The sequence below is a fragment of the Mycolicibacterium chlorophenolicum genome (assembly GCF_001044235.1).
Lineage (GTDB): Bacteria > Actinomycetota > Actinomycetes > Mycobacteriales > Mycobacteriaceae > Mycobacterium > Mycobacterium chlorophenolicum.
On sequence record NZ_JYNL01000064.1, the window covers coordinates 80,377 to 92,606 of the forward strand.

A 12,230-nucleotide genomic window follows, 5' to 3' on the forward strand; every position below is an offset into this window, starting at 1 on the left:
TTTCGGCCCTCAACGCGCCACCGCGCGCGTGCTGGACTGGCCTCATGTGGGATACGTTCTGGCATTTCCTGTGGTCAACGATCGTCATCTTCGCGTTCATCGCGTACCTGATGATCCTGTTCAACATCCTGGTCGACCTGTTCTGGCGTGACCACAAGACCTCGGGGTGGGTCAAGGCCATCTGGGTGATCTTCCTGATCCTGGTCCCCTACCTGACCGCGCTGGCTTACCTCATCGTCCGGGGCACGGGCATGGCGGAACGCGCCCGCGAGCAGGCGATGCAGGCCAAGAAGGAGACCGACGACTACATCAAGACCGCGGCGGGCCGCAGCCCGGCGCAGGAGATCGCCGACGCCAAGGCACTTCTCGATGGCGGGACCATCAGCCAGGGCGAGTTCGACGCGCTGAAGGCCAAGGCGCTGCGCTGAGCACTGATCTTGAAAAGTCCTGTCAGAGAACTGTTTCGAACCTGAGCGCGCTGGCAATGCCAGCACTATGAAACTCATCACTCTCGGATCGGCGGTGCTGACCGGGGCTTCGACGACGTTGATGGCGACGTTGATCTCGCTGGCTCCGGTCGCCGCCGCACAGCCTGTTCCCTGCACCGATCCTCCCGGCAGCGCCACGGAGGGCACACCCTGCGAACCCGACGGCGCCGAAGGCCCGCCCGCACTCGTCGGCGAGTTACCGCCCGGCACGGATGGTGTGCCGGACGTCGCCGGGTGCTACCCCGGCCGGATCTGCGACTGATTCAGAACAGCGCCAGCTGATCGTCGGGGTCGTCGGGGTCGGTGAACTCCTCGACGGCGGTCCCCCCGACCACGACGCCCAGCAGGCGCAGGAAGTCGGTGCCGCCGATCAGCGGCACCCCGAGTTCCCCGGCTTGGAAACCTTTGCCCTGCTCCGGCGCGGCAGCGTCGCAGACGACCAGCGACGTGTGCGCGTCGACCGATTCGGCGTAGGCCAGGCCTGCCTGCAGGATGCGCTCGATGAGTTCCTCGTGGGTGTGGTTCACCTCGGCGGCCACCGCCACGCGCATCCCCTGCACCAGCGGCCGGCCAGGGACGAATCGGCCGGGGTTGGCGTAGCGGGACGGCAGCCGGGCAGCCACCACTTTGAGCGGTCGCAGTTCCTCATGCGTGACCCGGCCGTTGGGCCAGGTGCGCCGGGACACCGGGTGCACCGGCAACCACTTGCGGTGCTCCTGCGCCCGGACCAGGACGGGCTTGAGTATCTGGGCCAGCACCATCGCGTCGTCGAGTGCGTCGTGGGGCCGCATCTGCGTGACGCCCCAGTGCGCCGCCAGCGTCTCGAGCCGCAGGTTCTCCAGACCGAGATCCAGACGGCGGGCGAGTTCGACGGTGCACATCACGGTCTCCACCGGCAGTTCGGCCTGCACCAGCTCCGCCTCGGCGGTCAGGAACGCGTAGTCGAAGCCCACGTTGTGGGCGACCAGCGTGCGGCCGCGCAGCACCTCGATCAGATCGCCGACCACATCTCCGAACGTGGGCTGGCCCTCCAGCATCTCCGCGGTGAGTCCGTGCACGTGCGTCGGGCCGGGATCCACACCGGGGTTGAGCAGGCTGTACAGGCTCTTCTCGACGTTGCCGTCGTCGCTGAGAGCCAGCGCCGCGACGCTCACGATCCGGGCCTGCCCGGGGCGGAAGCCCGAGGTCTCGACGTCGACGACCGCCCATCCGGAGCCCGCCTGATCGGCGGGCCTGCCCCAGGATCTGGCGTCGGTTGAGCTCACACACCGAGGATGGCACGCAGCCCCGACAAGCCCCGCTCCCCACGCCGCGTGTCGGCCGCTTCTCTAAACTGCCGGGAATGGTCACCCCACGCGGACGAGTCGCGCTTGCGGCAGGCGCTGGCGCGCGCTGGGCGTCCCGGGTCACCGGCCGGGGCGCCGGCGCGATGATCGGCGGCCTGGTCGCGATGACGCTGGATCGCTCGATCCTCGGCCAGCTCGGTCAGGGCCGTCGCGCCGTCGTCGTCACCGGCACCAACGGCAAGTCGACCACCACCCGGATGACGGCGGCCGCGCTGGCCACCCTGGGCCCGGTCGCCACCAACGCCGAAGGCGCCAACATGGACGCCGGCTTGGTGGCCGCGCTCGCCGCCGCGCCCGACGCGACGCTGGCCGCACTCGAGGTCGACGAGATGCATGTGCCGCATGTGAGCGACGCGGTCTCCCCGTCGGTGATCGTGCTGCTGAACCTCTCCCGCGATCAACTCGACCGGGTGGGTGAGATCAACCACATCGAGCGCACCCTGCGCGCCGGGCTGGCCCGCCATCCGGCCGCGGTGGTGGTCGCCAACTGCGACGACGTGCTGATGACGTCCGCGGCCTACGACAGCCCGCACGTGGTCTGGGTGGCCGCCGGGGGCGGCTGGGCCAGCGACTCGGTGAGCTGTCCCCGCTCGGGCGAGGTCATCGTGCGCGAGGGCGCCCACTGGTACTCGACCGGCATCGATTTCCAGCGGCCGAACCCGGACTGGTGGTTCGACGACACCCACATCCACGGTCCCGGCGGGCTGTCGCTCCCGATGGCGCTCACCCTGCCCGGCACCGTCAACCGGGGTAACGCGACTCAGGCGGTGGCCGCGGCGGTGACGCTGGGCGCCGACCCCGCCGCCGCGGTGGCGGCCGTGTCCGCCGTCGACGAGGTCGCCGGCCGTTATCGCACGGTCCCTGTCGGATCGGCGCACACCGCACGGATCCTGCTGGCGAAGAACCCGGCCGGGTGGCAGGAGGCGCTGTCCATGGTCGATCGGGATGCCGCGGGCGTGGTGATCTCGGTCAACGGCCAGGTGCCCGACGGCGAGGACCTGTCCTGGTTGTGGGACGTGAAGTTCGAACACTTCGAGTCGGTTCCGGTGGTGGCCGCCGGGGAACGCGGCACCGATCTGGCCGTCCGCCTCGGCTACGCCGGCGTCGGCCACACGCTGGTGCACGACACGATGGCCGCGATCCGGTCCTGCCCGCCGGGACACGTCGAGGTGCTGGCCAACTACACGGCGTTCCTGCAACTGAATCGGGCGCTGGGATGAGCCAATCGGCGGTGCGGATCGGGCTGGTGCTGCCCGACGTGATGGGCACCTACGGCGACGGCGGCAACTCCGTGGTGCTGCGACAACGGTTGCGGCTGCGGGGAATCGACGCGGAGATCGTCGAGATCACCCTCGACGATCCAGTGCCCGGCGAACTCGATCTGTACACACTCGGCGGCGCCGAGGACTACGCGCAGCGACTCGCGACCAAGCATCTGATCCGCTATCCCGGTCTGCAGCAGGCGGTGTCGCGGGGTGCGCCGGTGCTGGCGATCTGTGCGGCGATCCAGGTTCTCGGCCACTGGTACGAGACGTCGGCGGGCGAGCGCGTGGAAGGCGTCGGACTGCTCGACGTGACGACCTCCCCGCAGGCCGAGAGGACCATCGGGGAGGTGGCGTCGACACCGTTGATCGACGGTCTCACCCAATCCCTCACCGGGTTCGAGAACCACCGCGGCGGAACCGATCTGGGCGCCGACGCGCGACCACTGGCCGCCGTGACCAAGGGAGCGGGCAACCGGGCAGGCGGCGGCGTCGACGGCGCGGTGCAGGGCAGCGTCGTCGCCACCTATCTGCACGGCTGCTGCCTGGCCCGCAACCCCGAACTCGCCGACTACCTTCTCGCCAAGGTGGTGGGACCCCTTGCGCCGCTCGACCTTCCGGAGGTCGACCAGTTGCGCCGGGAGCGGCTGGCTGCCCCGCGCCGGGTCTAGGCGGCCAGATTCCGCACGACACGCTGGCTGTCGCTCGGGTCGAGTGCACAGCCACGACTACGCAGCGCGGCCTCGACGCGGTCCAGCCACACTGCCGGCCGCTCCTCGGCGATCACCCGTATGACGATCCAGCCCATCTGTTCGAGCATCCGCAACCGTCCGATGTCCTTGACGTACTGAGAGCGGTCCTTCCGGTGGTGATCACCGTCGTACTCGACCGCGACGCCGTACTCCGGCCACCCCAGGTCGAGGAACGCGACGGGCCGTGAACCGTCGACCACCGGAATCTGGGTCTCGGGTCGCGGAAACCCGTTGTCGTGCAGATGCAGTCGCAGAGCACTCTCCCGCGGCGACGCGGCACCGCCATCGATGAGCGGCAACAGCTCGCGCAGCTGAATCACTCCGCGGGCCCGGGGGCGCTGCTCGGCGAGCGCGGCGACCTCGGCGATATCGAAGCGCTGATTCCACATCAGCGCATCGAGTCGGGCGAGCGCGTCAGCCCTGTCGAGGTGGCGCCCGAGGTCGAAGGCCGTCCGGACCCGGGTGGTGACGGGGAGTCCGCCGACGCGGGTGACCTCATCGGGGGCCAGGAGCTCGGTCCGCAGCGTCAGCCCCTCCTGCGGTCTGCCCTTCACGCCGGTCACCTCCACGGGAAGCGTCGAATCCACCCACGGCGCGCCGTGCAGCGCGGCTGCCGTCACTCCGGAGATCACGCCCCTGCGGCCAGTCGCCAGCCAGGCACCGATCGCCCGGTCACGCAGCGTGATCTCGCCACCCTTGCGGACGAACACCCCGCGGTAGAGCTTCGTGTAGTCACGCGCCAGTTCGTGCCTGGTCGCCACGCCCGCCTGCACAGCCTCGCCACCGAGGACAACCCTGTTCATGCCGCCATGCTGTCAACCGCCACCGACATCCCACGAAATCCACGTTCTGCAACGAAAGTTCGAGTAGCCCGCTGCAAAACGTGGATCTCAACGCGTGACGCGTGACCCCAGCCGGCCCGGCCCCGCGAATCAGGCCATCGCGCGACGGCCCGCCAGCGCGCGGCCCAGCGTCAGCTCGTCGGCGAACTCCAGGTCCCCGCCCATCGGCAGCCCCGACGCGATCCGCGTCACGGAGAGCCCCGGGATGTCCCGCAGCATCCGCACCAGATACGTGGCGGTCGCCTCGCCCTCGGTGTTCGGGTCCGTCGCGATGATCACCTCGGCCACCTCGACGCCGTCGACGCGTTCGCCGATCCTGTTCAGCAGTTCGCGGATCCGCAGCTGATCGGGGCCGATGCCGGACAGCGGATCCAGCGCCCCGCCCAGCACGTGATAGCGCCCGCGGAACTCGCGGGTGCGTTCCACCGCCTGCACGTCCTTGGGCTCCTCGACCACGCACACCAGCGACGCGTCGCGGCGCGGGTCGGAGCAGATGCGGCAGCGTTCCTCGTCGCTGACGTTGCCGCACACCGCGCAGAACGTCACCCCGTCGCGGACCTTGTTCAGCACGGCGGTCAGCCGGTCGATGTCCGGCGGCTCGACCGACAGCAGGTGGAACGCGATGCGCTGGGCGCTCTTGGGCCCGATCCCGGGCAGCTTGCCGAGCTCGTCGATCAGATCCTGGACGGGTCCTTCGAACAAAGAGTCACATCCCCGGCAGGCTGGGGAATCCTTGACCGCCCAGCCCTCCCGCCAGCGGGCCCAGCCGGTCGTGGGCGAGGATGGTGACCTGCTTGGCGGCGTCGGCGATCGCGCCGACGATCAGGTCCTGCAGCGTCTCCACGTCGGACGGGTCGACGACCTTCGGGTCGATCGACAGTCCCACCACCTCACCGCTGCCGCGCATCGTGACCTGCACCAGCCCGCCGCCGGCCTGGCCGTGCACCTCGGAGTTCGCCAGCGCCTCCTGCGCCTCCATCAGCTGCTGTTGCACCTGCTGGGCCTGCGCGAGGAGTGCTGACATGTCGGGCTGGCCACCGGGCTGCATAGCTGTTCCTCTGGGGTGTTGATTGCGTGTCGGTCTCGACTTGGTTGCGCTCACGTCGAAAGCGACGCTTCGGGGTTTCAGCCTAGTCGGCGGGCGGGCTACCGTGGCGCCGTGCCATTCCGAGCTGCCGTGCGTGTCGGCGCCACCCTCGCCGCCGGGCTGCTCGTCGCCGCCTCCACGCTGGCCGCCCCCGCGCAGGCCGCGCCGACCAACATCGCGGGCATGATCGTGTTCCTCGACCCCGGCCATCAGGCGTCGATGCCCGACATGGGCCGTCAGGTGCCCACCGGCCGCGGCGGCACCAAGGACTGCCAGGCCAGCGGCACCTCCACCGCGGACGGCTTCCCCGAGCACACGTTCACCTGGGACACCACGCTGCGGGTCCGGCAGGCCCTGACCGGGCTGGGCGTGCGGACGGCGATGTCGCGGGGCGACGACAGCGGACCCGGACCCTGCGTCGACGAGCGCGCCGCGATGGCCAACGCGATCCGGCCCAACGCGGTCGTCTCGATCCACGCCGACGGCGGTCCGCCCACCGGACGCGGCTTCCACGTGCTGTACTCGTCGCCGCCGCTCAACGCTGCGCAGGCGGGTCCGGCCGTGCAGTTCGCCCAGGTGATGCGCGACCAGATGGCCGGCTCGGGCATCCCCCCGTCGACCTACATCGGTTCGTCGGGGCTGAACCCGCGATCCGACATCGCCGGGCTCAACCTGGCGCAGTATCCGTCGATCCTCGTCGAGTGCGGCAACATGAAGAACCCGATCGACTCGGGCCTGATGACGACCGCCGAGGGCCGGCAGAAGTACGCCGACGCCGTGGTCCGCGGGATCGTGGCCTTCCTGAGCGCCCAGCGCGGCTAGCCGCCCGCTACACGTCCTGGACGGCCTCGGTGCCTTCCACCTCGCGCTTGAGGTTGCCCAGCACCTGGGCCTGGATCTTGCGCAGCCCGATCGGCGCGAACGTCTTCTCGAAGAAGCCGCCGACGCCGCCGGCGCCCTGCCACGACGTCTTGAGGGTCACCGACGACCCCGCCGGACCGGCAGGTGCCACGGTCCAATTGGTGACCATCGACGAGTTGGCGTCCTTCTCGATGACGGTGTGACCGGCGACGTCGACGGTGGCCTTGACGTCGCGGGAGCGCGACTTGGTGGCCTGCAGCTTCCAGGTGGCGACGGTGCCGGCGCCCTGACCGCCCTCGAGCACTCGGTAGCCGCTGTAGTGCTCCGAGAGGATCTTCGGCCGCATCGCCTGGTAGTCGGCGACGGCGCCGAGCACTGTCGCCGGGTCGGCGTCGATCAATACCGTGCTGGACGCGCTGACCTGTCCCATCGGTGCGAACTCCTCATCTGGCTCGGGTGCGGTCGCATCGGGTGCCACCGCGGACTAGCGTATATGTGTGTCTGTTCCCGCAACCGACGCACGTGCAGCTCACGCCGACGGTGTGGAGCGGCTTCTGGCCAGCTATCGGGCGATTCCGCCCGGTGCCACCGTGCGTCTGGCCAAACCCACGTCCAATCTCTTTCGTGCCCGCGCGAAGAGCACCGCCCCCGGCCTCGACGTCTCGGGCCTGACCGATGTCATCTCCGTCGATCCGGTGGCGCGGACCGCCGACGTCGCCGGCATGTGCACCTACGAGGATCTCGTCGCCGCGACGCTGCCGCACGGGCTCTCACCACTGGTGGTCCCGCAGCTCAAGACGATCACGCTCGGGGGCGCGGTCACCGGCCTCGGCATCGAGTCGGCGTCGTTCCGCAACGGTCTGCCCCATGAATCCGTGCTCGAGATGGACATCCTCACCGGCACCGGCGATGTCGTGCGCGCGTCGCCCACGGAGAATCCCGATCTCTTCCATGCGTTTCCGAATTCCTATGGGACGCTCGGCTATTCGGTGCGATTGAAGATCGAGCTCGAACCGGTGAAGCCGTTCGTCGCGTTGCGGCACGTGCGATTCCATGCGATCGACGCCCTGATCGAGGCGATGGACCGGATCATCGAGACGGGCGGCTGGAACGGCGAGCGGGTCGACTACCTCGACGGCGTCGTCTTCAGTGCCGACGAGAGCTACCTGTGTCTGGGCGTCCAGTCGGCGACGCCGGGCCCGGTCAGCGATTACACCGGTCAGCAGATCTACTACCGGTCGATCCAACATCCCTCCGGGGAGAAGCACGACCGCTTGACCATCCACGACTACCTGTGGCGCTGGGACACCGACTGGTTCTGGTGCTCACGGGCTTTCGGCGCGCAGGACCCGCGGATCCGGCGGTTCTGGCCGCGGCGCCTGCGGCGGTCCAGCTTCTACTGGAAGCTCATCGGGTACGACCAGCGGTTCGACATCGCCGACCGTATCGAGAAGCGGAACGGCCGCCCACCGCGGGAACGGGTGGTGCAGGACGTCGAGGTGCCCATCGAGCGGACCGCCGAATTCGTCGAGTGGTTCCTGGCCACCGTTCCGATCGAGCCGATCTGGCTGTGCCCGTTGCGGCTTCGCGACGCGCCGAATTCCACCGGCGGTTGGCCGCTGTATCCGATCCGGCCGCATCACAGCTACGTCAACGTCGGATTCTGGTCCTCGGTGCCTGTCGGACCCGAGGAGGGGTACACGAACCGGATGATCGAGCGGAAGGTCAGCGACCTCGACGGACACAAATCGCTGTACTCCGATGCCTTCTATTCGCCGGAGGAGTTCGACGAACTCTACGGCGGCGAGGTGTACACGACGGTGAAGAAGATCTACGACCCGGATTCCCGGTTCCTCGACCTGTATGCGAAGGCGGTACGGCGACAATGACGACTTTTCGGGAACGACCGACGGACGCGGCCAACCCGGCCGATGGCCGCCTGACGCTGGCGGAGATCCTGGAGATCTTCGCCTCCGGCACCCGGCCGCTGAAGTTCACGGCCTATGACGGCAGCAGCGCCGGACCGGATGACGCCGCTTTGGGTCTGGACCTGCTGACGCCGCGCGGCACCACGTATCTGGCGACCGCGCCCGGCGACCTGGGGCTGGCTCGCGCCTACATCTCGGGCAATCTCGAGGCGCACGGGGTGCACCCGGGTGATCCGTACGAGTTGCTCAACGCGCTGACCGAGAAGCTCGACTTCAAGCGCCCGTCGGCGCGGGTGCTGGCCCAGGTCATCCGCTCGATCGGCATCGAACATCTGAAGCCGATCTCGCCGCCGCCGCAGGAGGCGCTGCCGCGCTGGCGCCGGTTCGCAGAAGGTCTGCGGCACAGCAAAACTCGTGACGCCGAGGCGATCCACCATCACTACGACGTCTCGAACACCTTCTACGAGTGGGTGCTCGGCCCGTCGATGACCTACACCTGCGCGTGCTACCAGCATCCCGAGGCGACGCTGGAGGAAGCGCAGGACAACAAGTACCGGCTGGTGTTCGAGAAGTTGCGCCTCCAGCCGGGCGATCGACTGCTCGACGTCGGGTGCGGCTGGGGCGGCATGGTGCGCTACGCCGCCCGGCACGGCGTGACGGCGATCGGCGTCACGCTGTCCAAGCAGCAGGCCGAGTGGGCGCAGAAGGCGATCGCGGAGGAGGGGCTGGGCGACCTCGCCGAGGTGCGCCACAGCGACTACCGCGACGTGCGGGAGTCCCAGTTCGACGCGGTGTCGTCCATCGGTCTGACCGAGCACATCGGGGTGGCCAACTACCCGGCCTATTTCCGGTTCCTCAAGTCCAAGCTGCGCACGGGCGGGCTGCTGCTCAACCACTGCATCACCCGCCACGACAACCGGCACGGCGCCGCGGCCGGCGGGTTCATCGACCGGTACGTGTTCCCCGACGGGGAGCTGACCGGTTCCGGCCGGATCATCACCGAGGTCCAGGACGTCGGGCTCGAGGTGGTGCACGAGGAGAACCTGCGCAACCACTACGCGATGACGCTGCGCGACTGGAACCGCAACCTCGTCGAGCACTGGGACGAGGCGGTGGCCGAGGTCGGGCTCGCGACCGCGAAGGTGTGGGGCCTGTACATGGCCGGCTCGCGGGTCGGCTTCGAGCAGAACGCGATCCAGCTGCATCAGGTGCTGGCGGTCAAGCTCGACGAGCGCGGCCGTGACGGTGGCCTGCCGTTGCGGCCTTGGTGGACCGCCTGATTCCAGCCACGACGGGAGCTACGATCCCGGCATGGTCCGCTTCCTGCTGCGCGTCGCGATCTTTCTCGGGTCGTCGGCCATCGGGCTGCTGGTGGCCGCGTGGCTGGTGCCGGGGGTGACGTTGTCGGCGTGGGGATTCGTCGCCGCGGTGGTGATCTTCACGGTGGCGCAGGCGATCTTGTCGCCGTTCTTCCTGAAGATGGCCAGCCGGTATGCGTCGGCCTTCCTCGGCGGCATCGGCCTGGTGTCGACGTTTGCGGCCCTGTTACTGGCGTCGCTTCTGTCGCACGGCTTGAGCATCCGCGGCGTCGGGTCCTGGATCGGCGCGACCGTGGTGGTGTGGTTGGTCACCGCGGTCGCGACGGTGGTGCTGCCGCTGCTGGTGCTGCGGGAGAAGAAGACCGCCGCCTAGGTCACGGGCTATCCGCCGTCGATGCGGCGCGCTCCCAGCTCGCTCTGCAGCAGTTCCAGCGCAGCCTCTTCCGGGTCGCGCCGGGGCGCGGCCGGGTCGACGTTGCCGGCCTCGGCGAGCATGCTCTCCTCGTCGTCGCCGTCGGGGGGCGGGGGCGGTTCATCGGGGAGGCGCCGCGGCTCGGCCGCTGTGGGCGCTGCTGCCGCGGGCGCGGTGCCGGTCTCGCAGCGGATGTTCCAGTTCACCCCGAGCGCATCCTTGAGGGCCTCGCGGATGACGTCGGCGTTGCGCGCCTCGGTGAGCCGCTTGGCCAACGGCGCCGATTCGTGGCTCAGCACCAGGGTGTTGCCCTCGACGGCCCGCACGATCGCACCGGCGAGCATGACCTCGGTGGTGCGGCTGCGCTCGCGGACCTTCTCCCGGACGGTCGTCCACATGCTGCGCACCGCCGCGGCGTTCGGCTCGCCGGCGGCGACCGCGGCGGCGGGGGTGACCGGGGGCGCCTCGACCGCGGGGGCGGCGGGCGGCCGCACCGGCGGCGGTGACGGGGTCGGTTCTGCGGCAACGGGTTTGGGCGCCGGAGCAGGCGGCGGTGCCGGCGTCGGAGTGGGAGCCGGTGCCGGAGCAGGCGGCTCGGGCGCCGGCGGGGGCGCGGGCGTCGGCTCAGGCGCGGCCGCGCGCGTGGGTTCGGCGGCCGGCTCGGCGGCCCTGGTCTTGCGGACGTACTGCTTGACCGGGGCGGCAGGCCGCGCGGCGCCGTTCTCGTCGGCGGGGATCGACATGTCCAGCCGCGTCTCGATGCGCTCGATGCGCTGTAGCAGCGCGGCCTCGGTGTCGCTGGCCGAGGGCAGCAGCAGCCGCGCGCACACCACCTCGAGCAGCAGCCGCGGCGCCGTCGCACCGCGCATCTCCCCCAGCCCGGCGTGCACCACCTCGGCGTAGCGCGTCAGCGTGGCGGTGCCGATCCGCGCAGCCTGCTCACGCATCCGCTCCAGCTCGTCCTGCGCTCCGTCGACCACACCGCGCGCGACCGCATCGGGCACGGCCTGCAGCACGATCAGGTCCCGGAACCGCTCCAGCAGGTCGGTGGCGAAGCGGCGCGGATCGTGGCCGGCGTCCACCACACCCTCGACCGCACCGAACAGCGCGGCGGCGTCCCCGGCCGCCAGCGCGTCGATCGCGTCGTCGATCAGCGCCACGTCCGTGGCGCCGAGCAGTGCCAGCGCCCGCTGGTAGGCGACGTGGCTCGAGCCTGCCGAGTCGGTGTGAGCGCCGGCGAGCAGCTGATCGAGTACCGACAGCGTGTCGCGCGGGGAGCCGCCGCCGGCGCGGATGACCAACGGGTAGACCGCGTCGTCGACGTCCACGCTCTCCGACGCGACGATCTTCTCGATCAGCGTGCGCATCGTGCGGGGAGCCAGCAGCCGGAACGGATAGTGGTGGGTGCGGGACCGGATGGTCGGCAGCACCTTCTCCGGCTCGGTGGTCGCGAACACGAAGATCAGGTGGTCGGGTGGCTCCTCGACGATCTTGAGCAGCGCGTTGAAGCCCGCGGTGGTCACCATGTGCGCTTCGTCGACGATGAAGATGCGGTACCGCGACTGGGCCGGCGCGTAGAACGCGCGGTCGCGCAGCTCACGGGTGTCGTCCACGCCGCCGTGGCTGGCGGCGTCGAGTTCGACGACGTCGACGTTGCCGGGACCGTTGGGGGCCAGCGCGACGCACGAATCGCAGACCCCGCACGGCGTCGCGGTGGGCCCCTGCGCGCAGTTCAGCGACCGCGCCAGGATCCGCGCCGACGAGGTCTTGCCGCACCCCCGCGGCCCGGAGAACAGGTAGGCGTGGTTGATGCGCCCGGAGTTCAGCGCCACAGACAGTGGCTCGGTGACGTGTTCCTGGCCGACGACCTCTGCGAACGTCGCCGGTCGGTACTTACGGTAGAGAGCCACGCCGAAGAGGCTACCGACCCCGA

The 12,230-nt window shown here is 69.9% G+C and carries 14 protein-coding genes; 8 read left to right on the forward strand and 6 right to left on the reverse strand.

The features are described from left to right. Positions 1 to 44 precede the first annotated feature (44 nt). Together MCHLDSM_RS22620 and MCHLDSM_RS22625 are read left to right on the forward strand one after the other, a co-directional pair. Positions 45 to 428 carry a PLDc N-terminal domain-containing protein gene (locus MCHLDSM_RS22620; RefSeq protein WP_048421069.1) on the forward strand — a complete coding sequence of 128 codons (384 nt, stop codon included), beginning with the start codon at positions 45 to 47 and terminating at the stop codon, positions 426 to 428. 67 nt (positions 429 to 495) lie between these two features. After that, positions 496 to 750 carry a hypothetical protein gene (locus MCHLDSM_RS22625; protein WP_048472113.1) on the forward strand — a complete coding sequence of 85 codons (255 nt, stop codon included), beginning with the start codon at positions 496 to 498 and terminating at the stop codon, positions 748 to 750. Position 751: 1 nt separating this feature from the next. Here MCHLDSM_RS22625 and MCHLDSM_RS22630 read toward each other — a convergent pair whose 3' ends face one another. After that, positions 752 to 1,753 (reverse strand): DEDDh family exonuclease, encoded by a 1,002-nt coding sequence (locus MCHLDSM_RS22630; protein WP_048472114.1) that lies wholly within the window; start codon positions 1,751 to 1,753, stop codon positions 752 to 754. Between the two features lie 77 nt (positions 1,754 to 1,830). On the opposite strand from MCHLDSM_RS22630, the gene MCHLDSM_RS22635 reads away from it, so the two are divergent. Both MCHLDSM_RS22635 and MCHLDSM_RS22640 read left to right on the forward strand, forming a co-directional pair. After that, on the forward strand, positions 1,831 to 3,054 hold the full coding sequence (locus MCHLDSM_RS22635) for a Mur ligase family protein (protein ID WP_048472115.1): 1,224 nt from the start codon (positions 1,831 to 1,833) through the stop codon (positions 3,052 to 3,054). After that, positions 3,051 to 3,767 (forward strand): type 1 glutamine amidotransferase, encoded by a 717-nt coding sequence (locus MCHLDSM_RS22640; protein ID WP_048472116.1) that lies wholly within the window; start codon positions 3,051 to 3,053, stop codon positions 3,765 to 3,767. The genes MCHLDSM_RS22635 and MCHLDSM_RS22640 overlap by 4 nt, the downstream gene beginning before the upstream one ends. On the opposite strand, the gene MCHLDSM_RS22645 is transcribed toward MCHLDSM_RS22640, so the two are convergent. The 3 genes from MCHLDSM_RS22645 to MCHLDSM_RS22655 form a co-directional block, all read right to left on the reverse strand. Beyond that, complete coding sequence (locus MCHLDSM_RS22645; RefSeq protein WP_048472117.1) at positions 3,764 to 4,651, reverse strand: type IV toxin-antitoxin system AbiEi family antitoxin; 888 nt, start codon at positions 4,649 to 4,651, stop codon at positions 3,764 to 3,766. The two genes, MCHLDSM_RS22640 and MCHLDSM_RS22645, sit on opposite strands and share 4 nt — an antisense overlap. A 129-nt stretch (positions 4,652 to 4,780) precedes the next feature. Next, positions 4,781 to 5,392: a recombination mediator RecR gene (gene recR, locus MCHLDSM_RS22650; protein ID WP_043413292.1), complete on the reverse strand. Its 612-nt coding sequence runs from the start codon at positions 5,390 to 5,392 to the stop codon at positions 4,781 to 4,783. Between the two features lie 4 nt (positions 5,393 to 5,396). Then, positions 5,397 to 5,738 carry a YbaB/EbfC family nucleoid-associated protein gene (locus MCHLDSM_RS22655; RefSeq protein WP_048472118.1) on the reverse strand — a complete coding sequence of 114 codons (342 nt, stop codon included), beginning with the start codon at positions 5,736 to 5,738 and terminating at the stop codon, positions 5,397 to 5,399. Positions 5,739 to 5,849: 111 nt separating this feature from the next. Between MCHLDSM_RS22655 and MCHLDSM_RS22660 the strand changes: the two genes are divergently transcribed. Next, entirely contained in the window at positions 5,850 to 6,599 is a 750-nt protein-coding gene (locus tag MCHLDSM_RS22660) for an Rv3717 family N-acetylmuramoyl-L-alanine amidase (protein WP_048472119.1), read from the forward strand. A 7-nt stretch (positions 6,600 to 6,606) separates the two neighbouring features. Here the strand turns inward: MCHLDSM_RS22660 and MCHLDSM_RS22665 are convergent, their stop codons facing one another. After that, entirely contained in the window at positions 6,607 to 7,068 is a 462-nt protein-coding gene (locus MCHLDSM_RS22665; RefSeq protein WP_048472873.1) for an SRPBCC family protein, read from the reverse strand. A gap of 67 nt (positions 7,069 to 7,135) precedes the next feature. Between MCHLDSM_RS22665 and MCHLDSM_RS22670 the strand changes: the two genes are divergently transcribed. Genes MCHLDSM_RS22670 through MCHLDSM_RS22680 form a run of 3 tightly spaced genes read left to right on the forward strand, consistent with a single transcriptional unit; the run spans position 7,136 to position 10,258 of the window. Then, entirely contained in the window at positions 7,136 to 8,527 is a 1,392-nt protein-coding gene (locus tag MCHLDSM_RS22670) for an FAD-binding oxidoreductase (RefSeq protein ID WP_048472120.1), read from the forward strand. Continuing rightward, positions 8,524 to 9,846 carry a class I SAM-dependent methyltransferase gene (locus MCHLDSM_RS22675; protein WP_048472121.1) on the forward strand — a complete coding sequence of 441 codons (1,323 nt, stop codon included), beginning with the start codon at positions 8,524 to 8,526 and terminating at the stop codon, positions 9,844 to 9,846. Before MCHLDSM_RS22670 ends, MCHLDSM_RS22675 begins: the two co-directional genes overlap by 4 nt. Positions 9,847 to 9,877: 31 nt before the next feature. Continuing rightward, positions 9,878 to 10,258 (forward strand): phage holin family protein, encoded by a 381-nt coding sequence (locus MCHLDSM_RS22680; protein ID WP_048472122.1) that lies wholly within the window; start codon positions 9,878 to 9,880, stop codon positions 10,256 to 10,258. 8 nt (positions 10,259 to 10,266) lie between these two features. Here the strand turns inward: MCHLDSM_RS22680 and MCHLDSM_RS22685 are convergent, their stop codons facing one another. Then, positions 10,267 to 12,207, reverse strand: coding sequence for a DNA polymerase III subunits gamma/tau (locus MCHLDSM_RS22685; RefSeq protein ID WP_048472123.1), 1,941 nt, complete (start codon positions 12,205 to 12,207; stop codon positions 10,267 to 10,269). Positions 12,208 to 12,230: the final 23 nt, after the last annotated feature.

Coding starts and splice junctions, on each gene's coding strand:
- MCHLDSM_RS22620 (WP_048421069.1), top strand. CDS start 45: ATGTGGGATACGTTCTGGCATTTCCTGTGGTCAACGATCGTCATCTTC.
- MCHLDSM_RS22625 (WP_048472113.1), top strand. CDS start 496: ATGAAACTCATCACTCTCGGATCGGCGGTGCTGACCGGGGCTTCGACG.
- MCHLDSM_RS22635 (WP_048472115.1), top strand. CDS start 1,831: ATGGTCACCCCACGCGGACGAGTCGCGCTTGCGGCAGGCGCTGGCGCG.
- MCHLDSM_RS22640 (WP_048472116.1), top strand. CDS start 3,051: ATGAGCCAATCGGCGGTGCGGATCGGGCTGGTGCTGCCCGACGTGATG.
- MCHLDSM_RS22645 (WP_048472117.1), bottom strand. CDS start 4,651: ATGAACAGGGTTGTCCTCGGTGGCGAGGCTGTGCAGGCGGGCGTGGCG.
- MCHLDSM_RS22655 (WP_048472118.1), bottom strand. CDS start 5,738: ATGCAGCCCGGTGGCCAGCCCGACATGTCAGCACTCCTCGCGCAGGCC.
- MCHLDSM_RS22665 (WP_048472873.1), bottom strand. CDS start 7,068: ATGGGACAGGTCAGCGCGTCCAGCACGGTATTGATCGACGCCGACCCG.
- MCHLDSM_RS22675 (WP_048472121.1), top strand. CDS start 8,524: ATGACGACTTTTCGGGAACGACCGACGGACGCGGCCAACCCGGCCGAT.
- MCHLDSM_RS22680 (WP_048472122.1), top strand. CDS start 9,878: ATGGTCCGCTTCCTGCTGCGCGTCGCGATCTTTCTCGGGTCGTCGGCC.